The 26,106-nt window shown below is 62.0% G+C and carries 26 protein-coding genes; 7 read left to right on the top strand and 19 right to left on the bottom strand.

Annotation, left to right across the window (positions count from 1 at the left end; genetic code table 11):
- Positions 1–98: 98 nt before the first annotated feature.
- Positions 99–854, bottom strand: a complete 756-nt coding sequence (gene rpsB / locus AC2S2E_RS11485) for a 30S ribosomal protein S2 (protein WP_476104119.1) — start codon at positions 852–854, stop codon at positions 99–101.
- A 275-nt stretch (positions 855–1,129) separates the two neighbouring features.
- Between rpsB and AC2S2E_RS11480 the strand changes: the two genes are divergently transcribed.
- The gene (locus AC2S2E_RS11480) at positions 1,130–1,582 is read left to right on the top strand and encodes a hypothetical protein (RefSeq protein WP_486522431.1); all 453 of its coding nucleotides are present in this window, start codon (positions 1,130–1,132) and stop codon (positions 1,580–1,582) included.
- Here the strand turns inward: AC2S2E_RS11480 and AC2S2E_RS11475 are convergent.
- The 6 genes from AC2S2E_RS11475 to AC2S2E_RS11450 form a co-directional block, all read right to left on the bottom strand.
- Positions 1,527–2,312 carry a CDP-alcohol phosphatidyltransferase family protein gene (locus AC2S2E_RS11475; RefSeq protein WP_476104198.1) on the bottom strand — a complete coding sequence of 262 codons (786 nt, stop codon included), beginning with the start codon at positions 2,310–2,312 and terminating at the stop codon, positions 1,527–1,529. The two genes, AC2S2E_RS11480 and AC2S2E_RS11475, sit on opposite strands and share 56 nt — an antisense overlap.
- 26 nt (positions 2,313–2,338) lie before the next feature.
- Entirely contained in the window at positions 2,339–3,088 is a 750-nt protein-coding gene (locus AC2S2E_RS11470) for a phosphatidylserine decarboxylase (RefSeq protein WP_476104121.1), read from the bottom strand.
- A gap of 98 nt (positions 3,089–3,186) precedes the next feature.
- Positions 3,187–3,447, bottom strand: a complete 261-nt coding sequence (locus AC2S2E_RS11465; protein ID WP_476104122.1) for a hypothetical protein — start codon at positions 3,445–3,447, stop codon at positions 3,187–3,189.
- 22 nt (positions 3,448–3,469) lie between these two features.
- Complete coding sequence (locus AC2S2E_RS11460; protein WP_476104123.1) at positions 3,470–4,711, bottom strand: TolC family protein; 1,242 nt, start codon at positions 4,709–4,711, stop codon at positions 3,470–3,472.
- Positions 4,704–7,793: an efflux RND transporter permease subunit gene (locus AC2S2E_RS11455; protein WP_486522430.1), complete on the bottom strand. Its 3,090-nt coding sequence runs from the start codon at positions 7,791–7,793 to the stop codon at positions 4,704–4,706. Before AC2S2E_RS11455 ends, AC2S2E_RS11460 begins: the two co-directional genes overlap by 8 nt.
- 3 nt (positions 7,794–7,796) lie before the next feature.
- On the bottom strand, positions 7,797–8,894 hold the full coding sequence (locus AC2S2E_RS11450) for an efflux RND transporter periplasmic adaptor subunit (protein WP_486522429.1): 1,098 nt from the start codon (positions 8,892–8,894) through the stop codon (positions 7,797–7,799).
- Positions 8,895–8,959: 65 nt separating this feature from the next.
- On the opposite strand from AC2S2E_RS11450, the gene AC2S2E_RS11445 reads away from it, so the two are divergent.
- From AC2S2E_RS11445 to AC2S2E_RS11425, 5 genes are all read left to right on the top strand, one after another.
- Positions 8,960–9,646 (top strand): response regulator transcription factor, encoded by a 687-nt coding sequence (locus tag AC2S2E_RS11445; RefSeq protein WP_476104126.1) that lies wholly within the window; start codon positions 8,960–8,962, stop codon positions 9,644–9,646.
- Entirely contained in the window at positions 9,643–10,983 is a 1,341-nt protein-coding gene (locus tag AC2S2E_RS11440) for an ATP-binding protein (protein WP_486522428.1), read from the top strand. The genes AC2S2E_RS11445 and AC2S2E_RS11440 overlap by 4 nt, the downstream gene beginning before the upstream one ends.
- A complete protein-coding gene (locus AC2S2E_RS11435) occupies positions 10,980–11,336 on the top strand; it encodes a CidA/LrgA family protein (protein ID WP_486522427.1) in 357 nt (118 codons plus the stop codon). Before AC2S2E_RS11440 ends, AC2S2E_RS11435 begins: the two co-directional genes overlap by 4 nt.
- Complete coding sequence (locus AC2S2E_RS11430; RefSeq protein ID WP_486522426.1) at positions 11,329–12,021, top strand: LrgB family protein; 693 nt, start codon at positions 11,329–11,331, stop codon at positions 12,019–12,021. The genes AC2S2E_RS11435 and AC2S2E_RS11430 overlap by 8 nt, the downstream gene beginning before the upstream one ends.
- Positions 12,022–12,249: 228 nt before the next feature.
- On the top strand, positions 12,250–12,474 hold the full coding sequence (locus AC2S2E_RS11425; RefSeq protein ID WP_486522425.1) for a PilZ domain-containing protein: 225 nt from the start codon (positions 12,250–12,252) through the stop codon (positions 12,472–12,474).
- A 1-nt stretch (position 12,475) separates the two neighbouring features.
- Here the strand turns inward: AC2S2E_RS11425 and AC2S2E_RS11420 are convergent, their stop codons facing one another.
- The 4 genes from AC2S2E_RS11420 to AC2S2E_RS11405 all read right to left on the bottom strand — a co-directional run bounded on the left by AC2S2E_RS11420 (position 12,476) and on the right by AC2S2E_RS11405 (position 16,105).
- Positions 12,476–12,877: a hypothetical protein gene (locus AC2S2E_RS11420; RefSeq protein ID WP_486522424.1), complete on the bottom strand. Its 402-nt coding sequence runs from the start codon at positions 12,875–12,877 to the stop codon at positions 12,476–12,478.
- 138 nt (positions 12,878–13,015) lie between these two features.
- Positions 13,016–14,428, bottom strand: a complete 1,413-nt coding sequence (gene lpdA, locus AC2S2E_RS11415; protein WP_486522423.1) for a dihydrolipoyl dehydrogenase — start codon at positions 14,426–14,428, stop codon at positions 13,016–13,018.
- 5 nt (positions 14,429–14,433) lie between these two features.
- On the bottom strand, positions 14,434–14,769 hold the full coding sequence (locus AC2S2E_RS11410) for an acyl-CoA thioesterase (RefSeq protein WP_420540983.1): 336 nt from the start codon (positions 14,767–14,769) through the stop codon (positions 14,434–14,436).
- Between the two features lie 55 nt (positions 14,770–14,824).
- A complete protein-coding gene (locus AC2S2E_RS11405; protein ID WP_476104132.1) occupies positions 14,825–16,105 on the bottom strand; it encodes a pyruvate dehydrogenase complex dihydrolipoamide acetyltransferase in 1,281 nt (426 codons plus the stop codon).
- Between the two features lie 219 nt (positions 16,106–16,324).
- Between AC2S2E_RS11405 and AC2S2E_RS11400 the strand changes: the two genes are divergently transcribed.
- On the top strand, positions 16,325–16,780 hold the full coding sequence (locus tag AC2S2E_RS11400) for a universal stress protein (RefSeq protein WP_476104133.1): 456 nt from the start codon (positions 16,325–16,327) through the stop codon (positions 16,778–16,780).
- On the opposite strand, the gene AC2S2E_RS11395 is transcribed toward AC2S2E_RS11400, so the two are convergent.
- From AC2S2E_RS11395 to radA, 8 genes are all read right to left on the bottom strand, one after another.
- Positions 16,781–19,045, bottom strand: a complete 2,265-nt coding sequence (locus AC2S2E_RS11395) for a ribonuclease R family protein (RefSeq protein ID WP_486524588.1) — start codon at positions 19,043–19,045, stop codon at positions 16,781–16,783. It lies immediately after the preceding gene.
- A 123-nt stretch (positions 19,046–19,168) separates the two neighbouring features.
- The gene (locus AC2S2E_RS11390) at positions 19,169–20,485 is read right to left on the bottom strand and encodes a M20/M25/M40 family metallo-hydrolase (RefSeq protein WP_486522421.1); all 1,317 of its coding nucleotides are present in this window, start codon (positions 20,483–20,485) and stop codon (positions 19,169–19,171) included.
- A 44-nt stretch (positions 20,486–20,529) separates the two neighbouring features.
- Positions 20,530–20,970, bottom strand: coding sequence for a lysozyme inhibitor LprI family protein (locus AC2S2E_RS11385; RefSeq protein ID WP_486522420.1), 441 nt, complete (start codon positions 20,968–20,970; stop codon positions 20,530–20,532).
- 35 nt (positions 20,971–21,005) lie between these two features.
- Positions 21,006–22,568, bottom strand: a complete 1,563-nt coding sequence (locus AC2S2E_RS11380) for an aminoacyl--tRNA ligase-related protein (protein ID WP_486522419.1) — start codon at positions 22,566–22,568, stop codon at positions 21,006–21,008.
- Positions 22,569–22,702: 134 nt separating this feature from the next.
- The gene (gene phaR / locus AC2S2E_RS11375; RefSeq protein ID WP_476104136.1) at positions 22,703–23,284 is read right to left on the bottom strand and encodes a polyhydroxyalkanoate synthesis repressor PhaR; all 582 of its coding nucleotides are present in this window, start codon (positions 23,282–23,284) and stop codon (positions 22,703–22,705) included.
- A gap of 101 nt (positions 23,285–23,385) precedes the next feature.
- Entirely contained in the window at positions 23,386–23,832 is a 447-nt protein-coding gene (locus AC2S2E_RS11370; protein ID WP_486522417.1) for an iron-sulfur cluster assembly scaffold protein, read from the bottom strand.
- A 1-nt stretch (position 23,833) separates the two neighbouring features.
- Positions 23,834–24,430 (bottom strand): CvpA family protein, encoded by a 597-nt coding sequence (locus AC2S2E_RS11365; protein ID WP_486522416.1) that lies wholly within the window; start codon positions 24,428–24,430, stop codon positions 23,834–23,836.
- Between the two features lie 12 nt (positions 24,431–24,442).
- Entirely contained in the window at positions 24,443–25,819 is a 1,377-nt protein-coding gene (gene radA / locus AC2S2E_RS11360) for a DNA repair protein RadA (RefSeq protein WP_476104139.1), read from the bottom strand.
- Positions 25,820–26,106: the final 287 nt, after the last annotated feature.

The following is a 26,106-nucleotide window of genomic DNA, read 5'->3' as shown; positions in this document are numbered from 1 at the left end:
TTAGACAAGAGTTTTATACAGATGCGCCGGGCCACATGGACCCGGCGCGTTCCAATTTTGTGACGGGGTCGGTTTGGCAACCCCGCTCCAAAGGCTGATTAGCCTTCGACCACTTCTTCAGCGACCGGCTCGGCCATGGCGCCGATGTCCGCGCCCGAAGCGACCACAGCAGCGCGGTTGCCCTTGGTGGCAGCAGCAGCAACAGCGTCGCAGTACAGGCGGATAGCGCGCGAGGCGTCATCGTTGGCGGGGATCGGGAAAGCAATGCCTTCGGGCGAAACGTTCGAGTCGAGGATCGCAACGACCGGGATACCCAGCACGTTGGCTTCCTTGATCGCCAGCTCTTCCTTGTTGGCGTCGATCACGAACATCACGTCCGGAATGCCGCCCATGTCGCGGATACCGCCCAGCGACAGTTCAAGCTTGTCGCGTTCGCGCGTCAGCTGAAGGATTTCCTTCTTGGTCAGGCCCGAAGTCGCGCTCGACAGGCGTTCTTCAAGGGTCTTGAGACGCTTGATCGACTGCGAAATCGTCTTCCAGTTGGTGAGCATGCCGCCCAGCCAGCGGTGGTTGACGAAGTGCTGACCAGCAGCGCGAGCGGCTTCAGCGATGGGCTCCTGAGCCTGGCGCTTGGTGCCAACGAACAGAACCTTGCCGCCGGCCTGAACGGTGGCCGAGATGAATTCCAGAGCGCGGCTGAACAGCGGCACGGTCTGCGACAGGTCGAGAATGTGGATGCCGTTGCGCGCGCCGAAGATGTACGGCTTCATACGCGGGTTCCAACGGTGGGTCTGGTGGCCAAAGTGGGCACCGGCTTCGATAAGCTGCTGAATCGTGACGACAGGAGCCGCCATAGGTAATTCCCTTCCGGTTGTTCCTCTGAGGCGCTGGAACCGTGCGGCCAAGGTCGAAAGACCCGAAATCCCGCTGCGGCACCGGTGAAAGTGCGCCCCATGTGGGGTGGCCCAAGGTTGCGAAATCCGCAGGATCGCGAATCTCTTTGTTCTCGGGTGCCGCGCCCTTAGCGCCTGCGGCCCGAATAATCCAGACCCATTTTGGATGTCGGCGTGATGAAGGCACCGCAAGGAATCTTCAACTCACCGCAAAAAGCGCTTGACCGACGGGAACAATGGTGGAACAAAGTGCATACAGAACGGAACACGGAAAGATCCGGATAGGAACCGTTCAAACTCTTAATGGTTATCCACATGTTGTACACAGGGTCATTCGCCGCATCAAGCCGCGCCTGATCGGATGGACAAAGGACTATACCGCGATGCTGACTCTTGTGATCAATGGCATGACCGGCCTTATTGCCGCCCTTGTTATCGTTTCGGTGATCCAGAGCGCTCGCGCTTTCATCCCTGCGTGGAAAAAACTGCATGCAGAGGTCAAGCGGCTTGAACAGGGAAGCATCATTCACGCCTCGCTGCGCGAGGTGACGGCGGCAGATCTGGATCGCCTTTCGGCACCGGCGCCGGCGTTTGCGGCACATATTGAAAGACCGGCGGTTAAGCCGGTCTCCCTTATTCCCCAGAATCGGCGCGCGCTTCGCTCACCCTTGCTCCACGCGGTCGCTTGACCCTTGCATACATGATCAACCCCACCGGGATCAGGATCAGATAGGCAACGCAAATCCCCACCAGCGTAAACCATGGCTCGCTGAGCAAAGCGGCAAAAACGATGCCGAACAAAGCCAGCAATTCCAAGCGAACCGAACGGCGCGGACGGATGGATTTCCAGCTGAGTGTCGGAATGGCCGAGATCAGCAGGAACGCATTGAACGCCAGCCAGACGCCGACGATGCGCGGATCGCGAAAGATCGGATTGCCCGAAACATCGCCACCGCTGGCAATCCAAAGATAGATCGGCAGGAAAGCCAGCCCGGCCCCAACAGGCGCGGGAACGCCGGTCAGGAAACCAGCCTGCTTACGCGGCTCGTCGGGCATATCGATGCGGGCATTGAAACGGGCAAGGCGCAACGCCATGCAGATCGCAAAAGCCAGAGCCGCAAACCAGCCCAGACGCGGAACGTCCTTCAACGACCATAGGAACACGATCAGCGCAGGTGCGACACCAAAGGAAATGGCGTCGGCCAGACTGTCAAGTTCGGCACCAAAGCGGGATTGCGCCTTGAGCAAGCGGGCAATCCGGCCATCGATGCCATCAAGCACCCCGGCTAGAATGACCGCCAGCACCGACTTTTCCCAATCGCCTTGAATGGCAAAGCGGATGCCCGTCAGTCCGCAACACAGCGCAGCAGAAGTAATGGCATTGGGCGCCAAAGCCCTCAGCGTCAGCCCACCGGGCATACGCTTTTGCCAACGCGGTCCATCACTCACTGGCTTACGCCCTCGATCAGGCCGACCTCACCGATTTCGGCCAGAATGGTTTCACCGGCCACCGTGCGCTGACCCAGCAACACCTTGGGTTCGGTCCCTTCGGGCAAATAGACGTCGACGCGGCTGCCGAAACGGATCAGGCCAACGCGCTGACCGGCGCCGATAATATCACCCGGCTTGACGAAAGGCACGATGCGGCGTGCGACAAGGCCCGCGATCTGGGTAAAGCCGATCATCGCGCCATTGCCGCGATCAATCAGGATGTGCTGGCGCTCGTTCTCTTCGCTGGCCTTGTCGAGGTCAGCGTTCAGGAACTTGCCGGGAATATAGATGACGCGGGTCACGGTGCCGCTGATCGGTGCGCGATTGATGTGAACATCAAACACGCTCATGAAAATCGACACGCGCGTGACAAGGCCATCGCCAAGGCCCGGCGTACCGGTGCCATCTTCCATGGTCAGTTCGCGCGGCGGCGCAACCTTTTGGATCAGCGTGATCAGGCCGTCAGCGGGCGCCACAACATAGCGGTCACCGCGCGGCGTCACGCGCAGGGGGTCGCGGAAAAACGCGCAAATCCCATAGGTTAAAATACCAAGCGGCCATGCCAACAAGCTCCACCCCATAAGCGCCGCCAAAAGGCAGGCAAGGGCAGAAACCGCAGCAAATTTGCGCGCTTCGGGGTGTACGGCGGGCCAATGCCATCCGGCAGTGCCACGCCCCTGGTTATCAAGAATTTCTCCGGGCATAGTCTCGTTCTCTAGGGCCTCGATTGGCCGCCTGCAAGCGCCGCCTGTCGCCTACCCCCAGATAGCTGTTGGCCAAGGCCGGTTTGCGACTTCTGCGGTCAGGCGTCTTCCTCAACAACCTCAACGATTTCGAAGACATAGCTCTTCCAACCGCGCATCTTTGCGCCTTCCGACGCGGCCGTCTTTAACCGCGTTGCGTCGGCCAGCGATCGCGTGTGGCCCCAGAACACCTCGGTCTTGCCATTGGCCAATTCTGCCACAATGCGCCAGTAATGGGTGAAACGGTCGCTGGTCGGACCGATCCGCTTGACATAGCCATCGGGCATGGTGGCGGTCAGATAACGCTTCTTCTTGGCCATGCCCGTGCGCCTAGCAGATCAATCAGTCTTCATCATCACCAATCCACAAATGGTGGCTGTCGATGCGCAAACGTGTGATCGCGGCATGGGCGTCGCCGCGCGCAATGCTTTCCGCGCGGGCCGCATCCTGACTTTGCCGCTCGGCCAAAAGCAGTTCGGAAAGATCGAGCGCCCCGCCCTGAAACCCGCGGCGAACCTTGAGCAAGGCCGCATCCTGCGCCTTGCGGCTCGCGTCCGCCCGTTCCCATGCGTGCAGCGCAGCCTGCGCACCGGCCAGATCGGAATCGGCAGTTTCCTGCAAAGATCGGCGCACCGCCTGAAGATCAGCCCCGGCCGCCGCCGCATTCGCCCCCGCCTGATCGGCCAGAGCGCTGCGTCGCCCATTGCCAAAGGGCATGATGAAGATCAGCCCAGCCCCGCGTTCGATCCCGCCCTTGTCGGAAAATACGCGCACCCCCACCTGCGGATCGGCCAATTTGTCTGCCCGCGCGCGCTCAGCGCTGGCGTCGGCCATATGCGCGGTTGCTTCTGCCGCCGCAATTTCGTGGCTGCGGGCAAAGACCAGATCGCGCAAATGGGTCAAGCCGCCTTCCGGCTCATGCGGCATCGGGATGATGGGCGGGTGTTCGGGCAGAGTCATGGCGGGAAATTGCGCCTGCAAACGGCTGCGCGCCACCTTTTCCCGTCCGCTCGAACGTTCCGCCGCCAGACGCGCCGCCTCCAGGGCAGCCAAAGTCTGATCCGCCTCCAGCACGGACGCATCGCGCAATTCCACGCGCCGTTTGACCGCCGACAGCAAGGATTGGTAATTGGTCACGCTGTCGCGGTCGACCTGCGCCTCGCTGGCCGCCGACAACCACGCCCACCAATAGTCGGCCAGCATCAGCGCGGTTTGATGGCGCACATCCTCGGCGCGGTTCTTCTGCGCGGTCAGACCATATTGCCCGATTTCCCGGTCCAAACGCACCTTGCCGGGCCAGCGCACGCCTTTGGTCAGTTGCGCCTCAAACTCGTCAAAAACGCTTTCCTGAACAATCGACCGACGGTTGTACGAGGTCTGAAGGTTGTAGTCATAGGGACCACGTTCCAGCACATGCATTTCCGCCTCGGCGGCGCGGGTGCGCGCGTTCGCAGCCTCAACGCCGGGATGGCTGGCCAAGGCCTGGGCCACGGCGGCGGGATCCGGCAGGCCCGGTTCGGCCACCACCGCCGCCATCACCGGCAAAGGCATCAGGAACAGGGCGAGCGAAACAAACTTACGCATCGGCTTTCTCCGTGCGGGATTCGCCAAATCGCTCATACAGGATCGGCAACAGAACCAGCGTCAGCAGCGTCGAGGTGATCAGCCCCCCGATCACCACAATGGCCAGAGGCTTTTGAATTTCCGAACCCGGCCCGGTGGCAAACAACAAAGGCACAAGGCCAAAGGCAGCAATCGTGGCCGTCATCATCACCGGACGCAGGCGGCGGCGCGCGCCCACCTGAACGGCCTGCGCCAGATCCATGCCACCTTCGCGCAATTGGCGGAAATAGCTGACCATCACCAAGCCGTTGAGCACGGCAATGCCCAGCAGCGCGATAAAGCCCACCGAGGCCGGAACCGAGAGATATTCCCCCGACGCCGCCAGCGACACCATGCCCCCCACCAGCGCAAAGGGAATATTGACCAGAATGAGCAGCGAGGCGCGCACCGAGGAAAGCGTGGCGTAGAGCACGACAAAGATCATCAGCAAAGCAATCGGCAGCACCACCGAGAGCCGGGCCGACGCACGCTGCTGGTTCTCAAACTGACCGCCCCAGACGAGGCGGTAGCCCTGCGGCAATTTGACATTGGCATTGATGTCGGCCTTGGCCTGCTGAACATAGCCGACCAGATCGCGGCCGCTGACAAAGGCCTGAACCAGAGCAAAGCGTGAGCCGTTTTCATGCTCAACCTTGACCGGACCTTCGGTGCGCTCGACCTTGGCCACATCGCTGGCGCGGACCAACTGACCGGTCGGGCTGCGATAGAGGCGGTCGGCAAAGCTGGCGGGATTGGCGCTTTCGCCCTCACCCCGGATCAGGATCGGCACGCGGCGCAAACCGTCGGCCACGACGCCCGAACGAACGCCCTCCAATTCCGAACGCATCGCATCCTGAAGCGTATCAAGAGGCATGCCCACCCGGCCCGCTGCGGTGCGGTCGATGTCGATCTGAAGGTAATCCACCTTGTCATTGGCCATGGTCAGCGCCTCGCTGGTGCCGGGAATCGCGCGCAGGCGGCGCTGAACCTCTTCGGCCAGGCGGCCCAGTTCGGCGCTGTCGGGACCAAAGATGCGGATCGCCAGATCGCCGCGCGCGCCGGTCAGCATTTCGGAAATGCGCATTTCAATCGGCTGGGTGAAACTGGTTTCCACACCGGGCAGATTGGACACGGCCTTGCGGATCTGGTTGACCAGCCATTCCTTGTCCCCGACGCGCCATTCGCTGCGGGGCTTGAGGATGACGAAACTGTCGGTTTCATTCAGGCCCATCGGATCGAGCCCCAATTCGTCCGAACCCGTGCGCGAGATGACATTGGCCACTTCGGGCACCTGCGACATGATCGCCTTTTGCGCGGCCCGGTCGATCTCCATACTATGAGGCAAGGAAATGGAGGGCAGCTTGGTCAACTGAACGATGCTCGACCCTTCATCCATCGTGGGCAAAAAGATCGTGCCCGTGACCGAATAGGCCCCCACGGCCACCACCAGCGACAGGCCCGCGGCCACGAAAACCGACTTGCGATGGGCAAAGGCCCAATCGAGCAAGCGGCCATAGCGCGGCGCCAATTGGCGCATCAGCCAAGGTTCGTGATGGGCGACATCATGCCCTTCGGTCTTTTTCAGGCCAAAGAAGGACAGGACCGGCACCAATGTCAGCGCCAGCAGCAAAGCCGAAAGCAACGCCAGCACGATGGTCAGCGCCACCGGGGCAAACAGCTTGCCCTCCAACCCTTCGAGCGTCAGCAAAGGCAGGAACACCAGCGCGATAATGGCAAGGCCGCTGGCCACGGGCGTTGCAACCTCTGCCGAAGCGGCAAAAATATTGTGCAGGCGGCTTGACGAAGCATGACGGGGATCGTTCAAACGCTCCACCACATTTTCCACCACCACGACCGCACCGTCGACCAGCATCCCCACCGCGATGGCAAGGCCGCCAAGGCTCATCAGATTGGCCGTCAACCCGACCGCGCGCATCGCGATAAAGGTCAGCAACACCGCCATCGGCAAGGCCAGCGCGACGATGACCGAGGCCCGCACATCGCCAAGAAACAGCAGCAGCAGCACGACCACCAACAGCGTCGCCTCGATCAAAGCCTCTTCGACCGTCCCGACGGCGCGCTCGATCAGATCCGAACGGTCGTAAAAAGTAACTACCTTCATGCCTTTGGGAAGGCTGGGTTTCAACTCCTCCAGACGCGCTTTGACGCCATCGACGATCTTGGCCGCGTCCACGCCGCGCAATCCGATCACGATGCCTTCGACCGCCTCGCCCCGCGCGCCCTGACTGACCGCGCCATAGCGGGTCAACGCGCCGATGCGCACCCGCGCCACATCCCCAACGCGAACGACGCGCCCGGTCGCCGATTTGACCACCACCGCCGACAGATCCGCCACGTTGCGAATTGCGCCCGATGAACGCACGATCAACGCTTCCTCACCGGCCACAAGACGCCCGGCGCCATCGTTGCGGTTGGACGTGTTGATCGCCTCGGACAAGTCGCTCACCGTCAGGCCGGCCGCCGCCAAGGCCTGATTGTCGGGCACGACCTCATAGCTTTCGGCCAGACCGCCCAGCGAATTAACATCCGCCACCCCCGGCACCGTGCGCAGCGCGGGACGGATCACCCAATCCAGCGTGCGGCGCTTTTCCATCAGGTCCTGCGGCCCCTCGATGGTGAACATGAACATATCGGTCAAAGGCGTCGCAATCGGCGCCAGACCGCCGCTGACGGTCGAGGGCAGATTGCCCATCACGCCCGTCAGGCGTTCATTGACCTGATTGCGCGCCCAGTAGATGTCGGTGCTGTCGTCGAAATTGATCGTGACGTCGGCAATCGCATATTTGGCCACAGAGCGCAGAACGGTCTGATGCGGAATGCCCAGCATTTCCATTTCGATGGGCGCGACGACGCGGCTTTCCACCTCTTCGGGCGTCATGCCGGGGGCCTTCAGAATCACCTTGACCTGTGTCGAGGAAATGTCGGGAAAGGCGTCAATCGGCAGGTTGAGAAAGGACCACACCCCGACCCCGGCCAACCCCAGAGCCAGCGCCAGAACGGCAAGCCGGGCGGCCAGCGCCCGTTCGACCAGTTTGCGCAACATGGCTCAGGCCCCTGTAAAAATGGCTTTGAGTTCGGCCACGCCTTTGGTGACCACCTGGGCATTGGCGTTCAGGCCGCCCCCGATCACCATGCGCCCGCCGCTCTCACCCGCGACCGTCACGGTCTGGCGGCGGAAATTCTTGCCCTCGCGGACAAAGACCACATCCTTGCCATCGATATTGGCCACGGCATTGCGAGGCACGCTGACACCCTTGGCCTTTTCGGCGGGGGCCTCGATAATCGCCGTCACACCCTTGCCGGGGATCAGGCCGGAATCGCCCGCCACACTGGCCCGCGCCACCAATGAACGCGATACCGGGTCGAGCGAGGCGCCGACCGAGAGCAATTTGCCCGTTACGCGCCGACCATCCTGTTCAACCGCCACCGGCATGCCGGGGTACAATTGGCCCGCCAGCCTTTGCGGCAATTGCAGGTCAAGGCGCAGGGCCGCAACATTTTCCACGACAAATGGCGCGCCCTCGGTGCTGACCGCGCCGCCGGTTTCCACGCCCACACTGGCCACGCGCCCCGCAATCGGCGAACGCAGCGTCACCGTGCCATCGCGCGAGGCCCCGCCCAGCGCCAGCAAGCGCCGATTTTCCGCCAGCGTCGCCTGAACTGCGCGCAGATTGGCAACCGCTTCCTCGGCGCGTGATGGGGCAATGACGCCTTCACGCGCCAGTTGGGTCAGGCGTTGCGCATTGGCCTGGGCCACGGGCAATTCGGCCTGAGAACGCGCCATGGCGCCGCTGTATTGCACCGATTCGGCGGCCTTGACGACCCCCAGCACCGCACCCTTTGCCACCTGCTGCCCCGGAATGACCAGCACCCGGACCGCCGTGCCGCCAAAGGGAGACGTTACCGCCACGCGCGCTTCGGGCGGCAGGGAAACCGTGCCCGGCACGCTGGCCAAGGGGATGGGCGCATCGCCGATCGCGGCCTCCACCACAATGCCCAACTGACCCACCTGCGCATCACTCAGCGCCACCAGGTCGCCCTTGGGAGAAGGCGCTTCGGGCGCGGCCTCCTCGCTCTGGCGCGAACAGGCGGAAAGCAGGGCGAGCGCGGCACAGGCCGCCAGCAGAGAGTTTTTGCGCATCATGGGCGTCGCCATGGCCCACGAAGCTGACAGGAACTTGTCAGTTTCGTGTGGCAGGTCCATGAGACATGACGCAAACGGAAATGGGGACAAAGGGCTTGCGCCTGTTGTTGATCGAGGATGACGGCGAGTTGGCAAGCCGGCTGAGCAATCGGCTGCGCGATGCGGGCTTTGCCGTGGATGTGGCCGGATCACAGGCCGATGGCGAAGGGTGGCCCGATCTGGACAAGATTGCCGCGATCATCCTCGACCTCGGACTGCCCGACGGCAATGGGCTGGACCTGTTGCGATACTGGCGGGCGCGGCGGGTGGATTGCCCGGTACTGATCCTGACCGCGCGCGGCAGTTGGCAGGACAAGGTCGAAGGCTTGAACGCGGGCGCCGATGATTTCGTGGTGAAACCTGTGCGTTTCGAAGAACTGCTGGCGCGGCTTCACGCATTACTGCGGCGGCACAGCGGGCAAAGGGCGCAATGGATCGAGGCGGGCGGGGTTCGACTGGACCCGGTTGGCCGCAATGCAGAGGTCGATGGCGCGCCGCTTTCCCTTTCCAAACAGGAGTTTCGCCTGCTGCAACTGTTCCTGCGCCGCCCCGGTCAGGTTCTGGCGCAGGGCGACATCCTTGAGCATCTCTATGATCTGGGCGCGGAACGCGATCTCAACGCGGTCGAGGTCTTGATCAGCCGCCTGCGCCGCAAGGTGGGGGCCACCCGGATCAAAACCTTGCGCGGCCTTGGCTATAGGTTCGAAGCATGAAGCGGATGCTGATCCCCGCCCGTTTTGCCGCGCATAGCCTGCGCCTGCGTTTCCTGCTGGCCATCCTGTTCTGGGTGGCGCTGGGCATCGGCGGCATCTGGTATTCGGCGACGCGGGTTTTCACCCGCCATATCGAGGCGCAATATCACGACGAGCTTTACGGCCATGTCCGCGAACTGGCCGGACTGGTGAATATTTCCAAGGACAGCCACCTATCGCTGTCACGCCCCCTGTCCGACCCACGCTATCTGGAGCCGATGTCGGGCTATTACTGGCAGGTTTCCGTACACAAGGGCGACCGCATCCATTCCGCATCCATGGTGCGCGGCGTGATTGACGAGGACATTGCCCATTCGCCCGAAATTTTCCATTCGATCGACAATGGCCCAACCGGCAAGACGATCGCCTATGGCTTTACCGGCTTTACCCCCGACGGTCGCGTCGTTCATTATGTGATCGCGGTCGACAAACGCTATCTCGACAATGCCATTGCCAATTTCACGCGGGAATTGACGCTGTGGCTGTCGGCTTTGGCGGCGGCTTTGCTGATAACGGGCTATGCGGTGGTCCTGTTCGGCCTGCGCCCGCTCAACCGATTGGCCACCGCCATCGGGCAATTGCGTGAAGGCACCAACGCCCGCCTCGAAGGAGCCTATCCGGCCGAAATCGCGCCTCTGGTCGAGGACTTGAATGCCTATATCGCGGGCAATGAGGCCGTGATCGAACGCGCGCGGGTGGAGGCGGGCAATCTGGCCCATGGTTTGCGCACCCCTCTGGCCGTCATTACGGACGAAGCAGAGCGTCTGGCCCGCCAGCCCGAAAGCGAAAGGGCCGCGCGCGCCTTGCTGGATCAGGCGCATGTCATGGTGCAACAGATCGACTTTCGCCTTGCCCGCACCCGGTCGGCGGCGGGCGCAAGGACAACGCTGAAAATCAGCCATTTGCCCGAAGCGCTGTTGCCCATGTTGTCGGCCATGCGCAAATTGCACCCGGACCGCGTGTTTGAACTCAACGCCCCCGAACCGGTGCGTATGGCCATTGACCCGGTCGACCTGTCCGAACTTGTGTCCAATCTGCTGGACAATGCAGGCAAATGGGCGCGTCACAAGGTGGTCCTGTCCATCACCCAAGGGCCGCGTATCACCGTGGTCGATGACGGTCCGGGCATGAGCGAGGGGCAAATCGCCAAGGCCTGTGAGATCGGCAGTCGGTTTGACGAACATATGCCCGGCAGCGGCCTTGGCCTTGCCATTGCCCGCGATATTGCCGAGGCCTATGGGTTCACGCTGCGACTTTCGACGACGCCTGGTGGCGGCCTGATGGCGAAACTGGTATGAGGGTCATCCTGCAAGTCTTTGCCATCCTTGCCTTCTATGGTGCAGGCGACGCGCTGGCACGCCTTTCCCACTCTCCCCTGCCCGGCAGCGTGGTTGGGCTTGGACTGATATTGCTGGCCTTTCGTTTTCGCCTGCTGCGCCCCGAACATTTGCGAGAGGGCGCGCTGGCCTTGCTGGGGCGGATGCTGCTGTTTTTCGTGCCCGCGGTGCCTGCGATCATCGACCATCCCGAATTTTTCGGCATGTTGGGCCTCAAATTGCTGCTGGTTGTGGTCTGCGGCACTTTGATGGTGATGGCCGTAACCGGGATGGTGGTGCAAATGGTCGCACGTCAGGATTATGGCGATGGTTGACCCTGTCGCTATCGCTATGTGGTCAACCTTGACGCTGGGCACATTTGCCTGTGCGCGATCGATCCACAGGCGCTGGACGCGGTGGTGGCTGATGCCGCTGATCACCGCGCCAGTAATGATCGGCACCATCCTGATCCTGTTTCACATACCCTATGCCGCCTATCGCGCCGGGTCGGGCTGGCTGCTCTGGATGCTGGGGCCAAGTGTTACGGCCTTTGCCATACCGATTTACGATCAACGCGCGATGATCGCACGATATTGGCGCCCCCTCGCCGCCGGAATGGTTGCGGGCAGCGCCACGTCCATTCTCTCGGCATGGACCTTGGCGGGCGCCTTGGGCATTGACGGCACGCTGCGCCTATCGCTCTTGCCCCGGTCGATCAGCACGCCCTTTGCCATGGCCGTTTCGGGCCAGATTGGCGGAATTCCTGAATTAACCGCCGTCTTTGTCATCGCAACCGGCATTTTGGGTGCCTTGTTGGGCGAAATCGCCATTCAACATTCCCGCCCGCGCAACCCGACGGCACAGGGCGCGATGGTGGGCGTAACCGCCCATGCCATCGGCACGGCGCAAATTCAAACCGCACACCCCCATGCCGGCGCAATCGCAGGCCTGTCCATGGTCCTGACAGGCCTGCTCAATCTGGCGCTGACGCCGGTGGCATTGTGGTGGTTTCACGTTTGAAAAACCGGACGAATTGAATTCAAAACCGTTGCATCCTTGCCCCGGCGCGCAAAAACCTTGTCGGCCTGTTAACTTTTTATCTCTAAGATTCAGCGCATCAAAGGAGGCATGTTTTTCGTGAATATGCAAAATTATCAAGGTTTTGGAAAATCACGCCCCGGCGGTCAAGGCGGGCGCGAAGACAATCAACGCGTTGAAATCTCCACTGTTTGTGAAGTTCGCCAAGGCATGGCCGAATGGCGACGCGTAACGCTGGATGAACTGTCGCCCGGCGGCTTTCGCATCAACCGTTATGGACCGGCCGACCCCTCACAACCTTTGCGCATCCGCATTCCGGGCCTGCAACTCCTGTCGGCACGGATCGTCTGGCAAAAGGATGGTGCGATCGGCTGCGCCTTTGCATCGCCGTTGCATGCGGCGGTGTTTGAACATATTACGCGTCTTCTTCGTTAAATCACAATTGCTTGCGGCCAAAACTTGCGGGTGCATTACGGGGCCTTTGCGGCGCTGGACGATGCACCCTGGGGGGCATGGCCGCGCTGGCCCGATAGGCCAAATGGCGCGCGATGATCATATCGGGATCGAAATCCTCGCCACGATCCTCATCGAGTGAGGCCAATCTTGCGCGTTCCTTCCTGCCCTTTTCGCGCAGGAAATAGACCAGAATCACAAATCCGGCGATCAAGCCCATCGCGATCAACACCAGCACCAGAACCGCCCCCCCGGCGGAGTTCCAGGCTAGATCCGAAATCTGTTGAACATTCAACAACATCGATGACAGACCGCAAATCGCGGCAAAACTCAGCGCAAACACATTGCGCAGCATCGAACCTAATGATCCCAATAGACTCAACATCGCTTTTCCCCCGTCAGTTTGGGGATAGCGATCAATGGTTAATGCGCAGATAACCCCAGCTTGCATTTCAGGAAGCATTGAAAAAGGGCGGGAGACTTTCGCCCCCCGCCCCTATTCATTCCATCTGCGCGGCAAAGATCAGATGTGGAGCGCACGGCCATAGGCGGCCAGCGTTGCCTCATGCATCATTTCCGACAGGGTCGGATGCGGGAAGACCGTGTTCATCAATTCCTGCTCGGTGGTTTCCAGCGTCTTGCCCACCACATAGCCCTGAATGAGTTCGGTCACCTCCGCGCCGATCATGTGCGCGCCCAGCAATTCGCCGGTCTTGGCGTCAAACACCGTCTTGATGAAGCCTTCCGGCTCACCCAGCGCGATGGCCTTGCCATTGCCGATGAAGGGGAACGTGCCGACCTTGAGCGTATAGCCGGCTTCCTTGGCCTTGGCCTCGGTCAGACCAACGCTGGCCACCTGCGGGTGGCAATAGGTGCAGCCCGGAATGTTGCGGCGGTCCAAAGCGTGCGGATGCACCTCCTTGTTGCCCAGTTCCTTGGCGATGGCTTCGGCCGCCGTCACGCCCTCATGGCTGGCCTTGTGCGCCAGCCACGGGCCGGGCGTCACGTCGCCAATCGCCCAAACGCCCTTGACGTTGGTGCGGCCATAGGGATCGGTGTTGATGATGCCGCGATCGGTGGGGATGCCCAGCGTTTCCAGCCCGATGTTCTCGGTGTTGGCAACAACGCCCACCGCGACGATCACATGGCTGAACTCTTCCTCGGTCACCTTGCCATCGGGGGCCTTGATCTTGGCCTTCACGCCCTTGGCGTCGGCCACCAGACCTTCAAGGCCCGTCTTGGTGCGGATCTTGAAACCCTGCTTGGTCAGCGACTTTTCAAGGAAGGCCGAGACATCGGCGTCCTCGGCCGGAACGATGCGGTCGGCCATTTCGACCACCGTGACATCCGCGCCCAGATCGTTGTAGAAGCTGGCAAATTCAATGCCGATTGCGCCCGAACCGATGACCAGCAGCTTGCTCGGCATTTCCTTGGGCGTCATCGCATGGCGATAGGTCCAGATGCGGTTGCCGTCCGCCGGGGCAAAGGGCAGATCGCGCGCGCGCGCGCCAGTCGCCACGATGATATGCTTGGCGGTCAGCGTCTCGGCGCCCTTCTCGCCCGTCACTTCCAGCTTGCCGGGGGCCAGCAGCCTGCCGGTGCCCATGTGAACGGCCACCTTGTTCTTCTTCATCAGATGCGTGACGCCCTGATTGAGCTGCTTGGCCACGCCGCGGCTGCGCGCGACAACGGCGGCCAGATCGGCGGCAACGCCCGTGGCCGACAGGCCGTAAGCCTTGGCATGCTGCATCTGATGAAACACCTCGGCGCTGCGCAGCAGGGCCTTGGTCGGGATACAACCCCAGTTGAGGCAGATGCCGCCCAGATTTTCGCGTTCCACAATCGCGGTCTTGAGGCCCAATTGCGCCGCGCGGATCGCCGCGACATAGCCACCGGGGCCCGAACCCAGAACAATCACATCATACGCTTCAGCCACGTTGTTTACTCCTGAACCACCGGGCGGGGCCGCCCGGCGTCATCGACAGCCACAAAGGTAAAGACCGCCTCGGTCACCTTTTGCGCCTCGTGTTGAAAACGGTCGCGCCGCCATGCCTCGATGGCAATCGTCATCGAGGAGCGGCCCACCTTGCGGATTTCGCCATAGACCGAAACCTCATCGCCGACCTTGACCGGCTTGAGGAATTGCACGCCGTCCATGGCGATGGTCACGGCCCGGCCGCGCGAATGGCGCGCGGCCAGCAGCCCTGCCCCCATGTCCATCTGACACAGCAGCCACCCGCCGAAGATGTCGCCATAGGCATTGGCATCGGCGGGCATCGCGGTAACCCGGATGACCGGCTCAGTGGCAGGGCGCAGGGTCAAGGCCTCCATCTCAGGCCAGCAGGCCCAGCGGATTTTCGACCAGTTCGCGGAAAGCGGCCATCAGTTGCGCACCATCGGCGCCGTCAATGGCGCGGTGGTCAAAGCTGCCCGTGGCACACATGGCCGTGGCCACGCCCAGGCTGCCGTCTTCCAGCACCCAGGGGCGCTTTTCGCCCGCGCCAATGGCCATGATCATGCCCTGGGGCGGGTTGATGACGGCTTCAAACTGCTTGATGCCCATCATGCCCATGTTCGACAGGCTGGCGGTGCCGCCGATAAACTCGGTCGGGGCCAGCTTGCCTTCCTTAGCGCGCTTGCCAAGGTCGGCCATTTCGGTGCTGATCTTGGCCAGACCCTTGCCCGCGGCATCCGTCACGATGGGCGTGATCAGACCGTTGGGGATCGATACGGCCACCGACACGTCGGCGCGGCTGTATTGACGCAGCGTGTCACCGGCAAAGGCCACGTTGCACTGCGGAACCTGCGTCAGGGCAACACCCAGAGCCTTGATCAGCATGTCGTTGACCGACAGCTTCACCTTGCGGCCCGTCAAGGCCGAGTTCAATTCAGCACGCAACTTGAGCAGCGCATCGAGGCGGACATCGACCGTGAGGTAGATATGCGGAACCTGCTGCTTCGATTCGGTCAGGCGGCGCGCAATCGTCTTGCGCATCGTCGAGAGCGGCAGATCCTCGTGCGGGATGCCAAAGTCGGGCAGAGCCGCAGGCGCCGAGGGAGCCGGAGCCGCAACAGGTGCGGGCGCAGCAGCCGGAGCCGCCGCCGCAACAGGTGCCGCCGCGCCGGGCTGTGCGCCTTCAACGTCGGCCTTGACGATGCGGCCGTTCGGGCCTGAACCCTTGACGCCCGACAGATCGACGCCCTTTTGCGCCGCAATACGCTTGGCCAGAGGCGAGGCAACGACGCGGTCGCCGGTCTTGACTGGGGCCGCAGCAACCGGGGCAGGCGCCGCGGCAACAGGTGCCGGAGCCGCCGCAGCGGGCGCGGCGGGAGCAGCAGCAGGCGCGGCAACCGGGGCCGAGGCATCTTCACCTTCACCGGCCAGCTGGGCAATCACGGTCCCGACCTTCACATTGTCGGTGCCTTCGGCGATTTCGATGGCCACAATCGTGCCTTCGTCCACCGCTTCGAATTCCATTGTAGCCTTATCGGTTTCAATCTCGGCCATGATATCGCCAGCACTGACAGTATCACCAACTTTAACCAGCCAACGGGCCAGTTTCCCCTGCTCCATGGTTGGAGACAAAGCGGGCATCTTGATCGAGATCGGCATGAGGGCTTCTCGTCCTTATGGCTAATTTTAGAATCGGTCTGCTTCTGCCGGGGATTGTCGCAATCGGCAAGATGCTTGCACCGAATAGGAATGTGCTTGATAGCTTAACCCACAAATCTTATGCCCCCTGTGACCTTTGGGAAGCAGCAAATTTGCGCGCGGTTTCGGTTTATGCCATCTGCGTGGTAAGCGCAAACATGCGCTCAGAGGAAATATGCGATGCGTGTCTATTTGGTGATCGTGGACGAAAGCGATGAGGCGCGCGTGGCGCTGCGTTTTGCCACCCGCCGCGCGATCAAGACGCAGGGACAGGTGCATATTCTCGCGCTTGTCCCGCCCCAGCCCTTTTCGGCCTTTGGCGGAATTCAGGCGACAATCGAGGAAGAAGCCCGCGCCCGCGCCGAAACCATCGCCGCATCGGCCGCCGGCAGCGTTCTGTCCCAATCGGGCCATATGCCCGTAATTACGGTTGCGTCGGGCGACCCGGTCAAGGTTGTGCGCGAATATCTGGCGCAGCACAGCGAAGTGGCCGCCCTTGTTCTGGGCGCACCGGCAGGCGGCGGACAGGGGCCGCTGATCGGCCATTTTACCGATACCGGCCTTGGCGCCCTGTCCTGCCCGCTGTTCATCGTTCCCGGCGGAATGGATGAGGCGGAAATCGACCGCCTCAGTTAATCACCGCTTTTTGCCCTGATGGCGGATGTTGGCCGGGCGGCCGCGCTTGCCGACCAGATGGCTGCCGCGACGTTTCATCCCCGCCTTGTCGGGCAAGGGGACGCCGCGCCTTTCGATACGGCCCTGCCCGTCTTCGGGTTCGAACTTCAACGCGCCGGTCAAGGCATTGGCCTCGGCCAGACGCAGCCGCAGACGATCGCCAATGGCAAAGGTCGTGCCAGTCGATTCGCCGCGCAGCACCTGGGCCTTTTCATCATGATGAAACCGTTCATCGCCCAGCACCGAAATCGGCACCAGCCCATCGCCGCCCAACCCAAGAATCGTGGCGAACAGGCCAAAGCGCTGAACCCCGGTGATGCGGGAATCGAAAACATCGCCCACATGGGTCGAGAGCCATGCCGCAACATAGCGATCGACCGTCTCGCGCTCGGCCTCCATCGCACGGCGTTCGGCGGTGGAAATCGCATCGCAAATCCGCGCCAGATCCGAACGATCTCGGCCATGCAGCCCCGACAGCGCGGGCAGATCGCCACCAGGCGCCGGCTGTTCCAAATGGAACGCATCGACCAGAGCGCGATGGACCAGCAAGTCCGAATAGCGTCGAATGGGCGAGGTGAAATGGGCATAGGACCCCAGCGACAGGCCAAAGTGCCCCGCATTGCGCGGCCCATAATAGGCCTGCGTCTGGCTGCGCAGCACGGCCTCCATGATCAGCGCCTTTTCGACATCGTCCTCGATGCTTTTCAGCATGCGGTTGAACAGCGCGGGCGTGATCACCTGACCCAGCGCCAGCTTGCGTTCAAACGTGGCCAGATAATCCTTGAGAGCAATCAGCTTTTCGCGGTTTGGCGGTTCGTGGATGCGATAGACCACCGGGGCGGTCTTGCTTTCCAACGCCTTGGCCGCCGCGACATTGGCCGCGATCATGAAATCTTCGACCACGCGATGCGCGTCCAATCGTTCACGCAGGGCAACCTGCGCCACGCGCCCCATTTCATCCAGAACCACGCGCCTTTCGGGCAAGTCTAGTTCCAGAGGATCGCGATTCTGGCGCGCCGTGGCCAGCGCCTTCCACGCGCCCCACAGGTTGACCAGATGCGCCTCGGCCTCACCCGCGTCGATGCGGCGCTGGGCCTCCTCATAGGCGATGACTTCGGCGATCTGCACAATGGCGCGGGTAAAGCGGAAGGAAGTCATCCGCCCTTCGGCGTCAATCGTCATGTGGCACGCCATGGCCGCACGCGGCGCGCCAGCCTTGAGCGAGCAGACATCGGCCGACAAAACTTCGGGCAACATCGGCACCACGCGGTCGGGGAAATAGACCGAATTGCCCCGCTTGCGCGCCTCACGATCCAGCGCGCCGCCGGGGCGGACATAGAAGGACACGTCGGCAATCGCCACCACGGCGCGCCAGCCACCCTCGCCATCCGGTTCGGCCCAGATCGCATCGTCATGGTCGCGCGCATCGACCGGATCGATCGCGACGATAGGCAAATGCGTCAGATCCTCGCGCTGATCCCGGCTCAGTGGTTGACGCGACGAAGCCTGCGCCTCGCCGATCACCTCGCTGGAGAAGACATGCGGCAGGCCATGTTTGTGGATGGCAATCAGGCTGAAGCTCTTAGGCGCCAACGGATCGCCCAGCACGACCGTCACGCGCACACCTGCGCGGGGGCTACGTCCGGCGGGTTCGGCCATGACCAATTGCCCTTCGACCGCGCCGTTCAGATCGGCAATCGGCGCGGCATGGCGCTCACGTTTATCAACCGGCGCCAGCCACCCCTTGCCCGCGCCATCAACCTCGACCACGCCCATGATGGCTTCGGCCGAATTGGGCAGCTTCTTCATGGGGAAGGCCACCATGCCTTCGGCGGTTTCCTCGGTCCGGCTGAGAATCTTGTCGCCCGGTTTCAGCGCGCCGACACCGCGCATCTGCGGGCCTTTTTTCTGCGCCACGCGCTGTTCCACCACGGTCAGGCGCGGCGGAGGGCTGGCATCATCAGGCTCCCATTTGTCGGGAACCGCGATGGGCAGGCCATCCTCAATCCCGATCACACGCAGCACCGTAACCTTGGGCACGCCGCCCATGCGGTGATAGGCGGTGCGGTTGCCGTCGATCAAACCTTCCTCGGCCATATCCTTGAGCAGGGCCTTGAGTTCGATCTTTTCGGCCCCCTTGAGGCCAAACGCCTTGGCAATCTCGCGCTTGCCCACTTCTTCCTGCGCCTCGGCGATGAATTCCAGCACCTGATGGCGCGTGGGCATGCCGGGTTCAATCTTGCCACGGGCGTCCTTGCTGCGGATCGTCAGTTTGCCGGGCTTGCGAGAGGTTCGTTTGTCAAAGGCCATGGATCACGCCTTGGCCCCAAAGCGCGTTCAATACAAGCGTCAGGGTTTGACCCTTTCATACGATCCGCCCGGAAGCGCGCTGGCAATCGGGCTTTGCGCGCCATTGCCGCCGACCGCCGACACGCCCAGAAACCAGTCGTCCCCGCGCAGCCCCTTGAACGTCATAGCCGTGTCCCGCGTGGTGGCAAAGGGCTTGGCCTCCCACCCGGACGCATCGGTGCGGCGGCGCCAGATCAAGTAAGACGCCGCGCCCGGTATGGCGTTCCATTTCAGGTCAGTATCGGGCGAGACGGCAATCTTTTGCGTCACGGTCGGCGGCATGGGGGCCGCCGCAATCGCACTGGCCGCGCGGATGTTGAGCGCGGTCACGCGGGCCAGATAGGGGAAGTCCATGAATTCGATCGTGTCGCCATATTGGGTTGTCCCTTCGCGGCGGATGTCCTGATGCTGATGGTCGTAATTTTCAACGGCCACGGTGATGCGCACAGCGGGAAAACCCTTCTCCTCAAAGGGCAGATGATCGCCCCCGCGCCCCACCCGATCCGCGCGCCACACCTGTCGCACCGCCAGATCCCGCGCCGAAAGCCCCGCGATAAAGCGTGAGAGATTGCGGCTGGGGCTGTCATTCTCGCCCCCTTCGCGGCGTTGGGCGGCGGTCAGCTTCGCGTCGGCATTGGCGCGCGGCCCTTCGGAGAAAACGCGAATATGGGTATCGTCGACCAGACCATCGGAACCGCGTGTGTTGCCCACAATGTCATTGTTGAGCACGGCCTTCACTTTCCACCCGCGATCCGCCGCCACATCGGCCAGCAGACGCCCGCCCAGCAATCCCTGCTCCTCGCCGGACAGGATGGCGTAAACCACGGTGGTCGGGAATTTGCGTTTGGACATGATGCGCGCCGCCTCCAGCACCAAGGCGACGCCCGAACCATCGTCATTGGCGCCCGGCGCATCGGCGGTGGCATTCATCACATCGGAGACGCGCGTATCGATATGGGCCTGAATGATGGTCACCTCATCGGGGCGCTCGGTGCCCTTTTGAATGGCCACGACATTGACCAGACGCGCCGGCGTCGGAATGCGGGCGCTGGTCACCATACGTTCGGGCAATTCGATGGAAAGGCATCCGCCGCATTGCGCGCTGATCTGGCGGAACTGTTCCCCTGCCCAAGTGCGCGCCGCGCCAATCCCGCGTTTGGGATCATCCTGCGAGGAGAGCGTGTGGCGCGTGCCAAAGCCCACCAGCGAGGACACCGTGGCGCGCAGGCGTTCAGGCGATGGCGCATTTCGGGGGGCGCTTTGGGCAAATGCGGCGGCGGGCAGCAGAGCGGCGGCGAGAAGCGTGTGGCGGATCATGGCCGCGAATGTGCCACGCCCGCGCGCCCGCGCAAGGGGGCAAACTAGAGTAATTTTTCCAGCCAGATGGTGCGGCGGATGGTTTCGTCGATTTCGCACTGGAAATAGTCTGCTTGGGCCATCATGCCGCCGCGCCTGGCCATGGCGAGGCTGCAAAATGGCTCGAGCTGTTTGATCCACAGTCGCTCGGCCTTGCGCAATTCCTCGATGCGCCCGGCACCCCCCGGCGTCGGCTGCAACCGCGCTAGGGTCAAGCGCCAAACGGCGTTGAGTTGCTTGTCCTGCAAGTCCATTTCTGGCTCCGTGCAATCGACGAAGCTGAGCGCGTTGGCACCCGGCTTGTTAATGCAGGCAAGGAACGTCTTCGAATAACGTGCTTGTATCTCGTTACGAGCGGCGCTGGAGAGGGGCGCTTTCGGGCTTGTCCTCTGCTGATAGGGTGGCAAGGCAGCCATCGCTACCGACCCGATGCTGACAACCACCATACTAATCATCAGCGCAAGATAGCCCTTAAGTCGCATCAATAAGCCCGCGCCACGTAAATCCGCTCGACCGCAGCCTCACCCGTAAACGGGCACAGCCCTTCGGCAGGCGCGGCATCCAGCGGCGTGTTGCGGATCGTCAGCTTGAGCGCCTTCAACTGCTCCACCACCTTCTCCAGCGCCTCGCCGGTGGGGCGGGCCCAGTTCAGTTCGACCCAACCGGGGTAGCGCTGATCCTCGGCGAAGAACTTGGCCAGATCGTCCAGCGTGGTGATGCCCTTGGTGATGGCGGCATCGCGCTTGGCGGTCGCCTCGCGGTGCAGGCTGGCCTGAATATCCTCCAGCAGCGCGGCGGCACCGGCGATGAATTCCTCGCGGGTCTGGCCCACGAAATTGGTCTTGGCATCCTCGCGCCAGATCTGATCACGGCGCAGGGCCGAAACCATGCCGCCGGCCGCATCGCGCCCGCCGATTTCCAGAATGATCGGCGCGCCCTTCTTGACCCAAGCCCAGCGCTTTTGCGTCGCCTTGCCGGGACGCTTGTCGAGCAGCACGCGGATCGGTTCGCCCAGCGCCGAGAGCTTGAGCAATTCGCGGCGGATTTCCTCGCAATAGACCAGCAGCGCCTCATCGCCGTCATCCTCGCGCAGCATGGGCAGGATGATGATCTGATGCGGGGCAATTGCGGGGGGAACGCGCAACCCGTCATCATCGCCATGGGTCATAATGACGCCGCCGATCATGCGGGTCGACACGCCCCAGCTGGTCGTATGCGCCAGTTCCTGCGCGCCTTCCTTGCTTTGGTAACGGATGCCCGCTGCCTCGGCGAAACCGGTGCCAAGGTAATGGCTGGTCCCGGCCTGCAACGCCTTGCCGTCCTGCATCATCGCCTCAATGGAATAGGTTGCCACCGCGCCGGGGAAGCGTTCGTTCTCCGGCTTTTCACCCGCCACGACCGGCATGGCCAGCACGTTTTCCGCAAAGCTGCGATACATTTCGAGCGCGCGCAGCGTTTCCTTCATCGCGTCATCGCGGTCAGCATGGGCGGTATGGCCTTCCTGCCACAGGAACTCGCTGGTGCGCAGGAACATGCGGGTGCGCATTTCCCAGCGCACGACGTTCGCCCACTGGTTCACCATCAGCGGCAGATCGCGCCACGATTGCACCCAGCGCGCCATCGCCGCGCCGATCACCGTTTCCGAGGTCGGGCGCACGATCAGCGGCTCTTCCAGCTTGGCTTCGGGGTCGGGCATCAAGCCGCCCTTGCCATCCGCAATCAGGCGGTGATGGGTGACGACCGCCATTTCCTTGGCAAAGCCTTCAACGTGATCGGCTTCCTTGGAAAAATAGCTCAGCGGGATGAACAGCGGGAAATAGCAATTGTCGACGCCCGCTTCCTTGATCGCGGCGTCCATGATCTTTTGGATGCGCTCCCAAATGCCATAGCCCCACGGCTTGATGACCATGCAGCCGCGCACGCCGCTTTCCTCGGCCATCTCACCTTCGGAGACAACCTGCTGATACCAGGCGGCGAAATCATCCTCACGCTTGACGGTAAGGGCGTGGCGGATCTGGGCGGGCTTTTGCGTTTTCTGATTCATGGCGCGCTGCGTTTAAGCAAGGCGCCGAAAAACGGGAACCGGTTTTTTGCAAAAAACTGTGCGCATGCCAAAAATGATGCGCCGCGGTTCCATTAATGGCGCGGCCCAGCCGATGCCGGGCCACGCAAAATCGCTTACTTGGCCAGCTTGTCCAGCATCTTCTGCATTTCAAGCATCTGATTGCGCAGCGCATCGATCTCCGACTTGGTGCCGACGTCCTCTTCGGCCTCACGCGGCGTTTCGGCGGGCTTGGGCGCCCCCCCTTCTGCGCCGGGCATGAAAGCGGCGGCGGCGGCCTGAAACATCGCAATATTCTGCTGGGCCAATCGGGCCAGCGGATTGCTCTCGATGCTGTCCTCAAACGCCTTGCGCAACTTCATCTGGTTGGCGCGGAACTGCTCCATGCTGGCTTCGAGATAATGCGGGATAAGGCTCTGCATCGAATTGCCATACATGCCGATCAACTGGCGCAGAAAATTCACCGGCAGCATCTGCTCGCCGCTGGCTTCTTCTTCCATGATGATCTGGGTCAGGATCTGGTGCGTGATATCAGCGCCCGACTTTGCGTCCAGCACACGGAATTCCACGCCCTCGCGCGTCATCTTGGACAGGTGATCCAGCGTGATATAGCTCGACGACTGGGTATTATAGAGACGACGGTTAGCGTATTTTTTGATGATAACCGTATCGCTCTTGCCTTCTGCCTTATCGGTCATGCGCGCTTCTCTTCTCCCAGAGTTATAGTGCAGGCTAACACCGGATAGAGGTGCAGTGCAACATATTGCTGCTGCGCGGCAGTGGTTTGTCACAATTGCATTTATAGGATCGCGGCTGCGTCGTTCCTGCCGTTGGCAAAGGCCTGCAGAACTGCGCGCCAACCCAGCATGATCGCGCCGTGGCGACCGGGAAATTCGCGCGCGGGCGCAATGGCCAAAAGACCCGGCCAATCAGGCAAGTCCCCTTCTCCACCCAACCAGCGCAACAAAGCGCTTTCGGCCTGCACAAAATCATCCATGCTGCGCCCGATGGCGGCATGGGCCATGATCGCGCTGGATGCCTGACCGATGGCGCATGCCTGCGCGGCAAGCCCGATCCGTTCGATCCGACCATCGCCGTCAAGATCAATCCCGACCTTCAAAGTGCTGCCGCAACTGGGCGAACGTGCCGAGCCTTGCAGCATGAATTGGTCGTCCCACCGATATTGCACCAACCCGGTCGCCAGCATCAGCACTTCGGGCGTATAAAGCGCGGCAACGGATGCCATATCAATCGACCGTTCGATGCGCTTTGCGCTTGGCCGCGTGGCTCGACGCTTTGGTGGTGGGTTTGGCGACAGGTTCGTCACCCTCCTTGGCGCGTTCTTCGGCGGCGTCGCGGCGGCGCTGCGAAATCATCTTCACCAAGGCCTCGCTGCTGGCGTCGATGAAATTATAGGTACGCGAATGCGTGATCCAGCCCGGACGCCCCTTTGGCCCCCAGATCGTGTCATAGGCCAGCACCAGAACCGAATAGCCCAGCACGATGATCAACGTACCCTTTACCGCGCCAAAGCCGAAGCCCAACACCCGGTCCACCGGTGCAAGAGCCGAGGCACGGCTGGCCGTCCCCAGATATTTCGCCACGCCCTTTACCAGCACATAAGGCACGATCAACAACAGGAAAAAGGCCAGAACACTGGCCCCGCTTTCCGTGCCGATATGCGGCGTGAGCACCTGCGCCAAAGGCGTGTGCAAGGAATGGATCGCCACAATCGCCACCACACCGGCGAAAAGCGAAATCGCCTCCTGCACAAAACCGCGCAGGAAACCAAAGGTGGCCGCAAAGCCCACCACCACAAGCACAAGAATATCAAATCCGGTCATAGGTTCATGGGGTTATTCGTCCCCCACGATGCGGTCAACGAGATTTGGCAGGAGATTGATCACGCGATGCTTCATATCGGCAACCGGATCACCGGGACCGCCGCTTTCCTCCGGCCCATAGGCTTGCGAAAAGCCCAGCTTGGCCGCTTCGCGCAAACGCAACCCGCCATGGGCCACCGGGCGAATTTCACCGGCCAGCGACACTTCGCCAAACCACACAGATCGCGCGGGTAAAGGCTTGTCCGCCAAGGCCGAAACCAATGCCGCCGCCACCGCCAGATCAGCGGCCGGATCGGCCAGACGATAGCCACCCGCGACATTCAAATAGACTTCGCAGGACGAAAAATTCAGCCCGCATCGCGCCTCCAGCACGGCCAGCAGCATGGCCAGACGCCCATTGTCCCAGCCCACCACCGCCCGCCGCGGTGTCGCGCCCGATTGCAAGCGTACAATCAACGCCTGAATTTCGACCAGAACTGGGCGCGTCCCCTCAATGGCGGTAAAAACCGCGCTGCCCGGAACCGGGTTTTCGCGCCCCGAAAGGAACAGCATCGACGGGTTCGAAACCTCTTCCAGCCCCTTGGTCGCCATGGCGAAAACGCCGATTTCATCGACCGGGCCAAAGCGGTTTTTCAGGTTGCGCAGAATGCGATATTGATGGCTGCGCTCGCCCTCGAACGCCATGACGACATCAACCATATGCTCCAGCACGCGGGGGCCGGCAATGCTGCCATCCTTGGTCACATGGCCCACCAACACCAACGCCGCGCCATTTTCCTTGGCATAGCGGATCAGTTCAAAGGCACAGCCGCGCACCTGACTGACCGTGCCGGGCGCGCCCTCGATCTGATCGGAATGCATGCACTGGATCGAATCGATCACCAGAATCGCAGGCGCCTCCATCCCCCCCAGCGTGGTCAGGATGTCACGCACCGATGTCGAACTGGCCAGACGGATCGGCGCGCTCTGCAGACCCAGACGTTCCGCGCGCAATCGGATCTGTCCGGGCGCTTCCTCGCCGCTGATATAAACGGCAAGCCCACCCGCCTGCGCCACCTTGGCACTGGCCTGCAACAACAAGGTCGATTTGCCAATCCCCGGATCGCCGCCCATCAAAATCGCGCTGCCCGGCACCAACCCGCCGCCCAGCGCGCGGTCGAACTCGGCAATGCCCGTGCTGCGCCGCACCAGCTTGTCATCGGCCTTGTCCAGCGGCTCAAACAGGATCGCCCGCCCGCCGCTCGACAAATCATGCTTGGCCGAAAAAACCGTCTGCGGCGCCTCCTCGCCCAGCGTGTTCCATTCCCCGCAATCGGCGCATTGCCCCTGCCAGCGGTTGGTAACACTGCCACAGGAAGAGCAGACGAAGCGACGTTTCGGTTTGGCCATGGGACGCATCGTAGGGAGAACAAAAGGGGAAATCAAGAAGAGAAGTTTTGCCTCCGGCGGGCAAAGGGATTCATCCCTTTGCAATCCCATAAATGAGTTGGGCATTCATCGCCGCGTAGCGCACCTTATAAAAATAAAAGCCTGCGGCGCTATTAAGCTGCGCCGCAGGCTTTAATATTTCCAACGCCGCGCCCGACACAAACGGCCGAAACAACAACGCAACCTATACAGTAACGGGATTGCAAAAGGATAAGTCCCTTTGCCCACCGGAGGCAAAAACCCCCAAC

This window comes from Novosphingobium sp. 550D (assembly GCF_057401885.1).
This window is presented reverse-complemented; position numbering and strand designations above follow the sequence as displayed.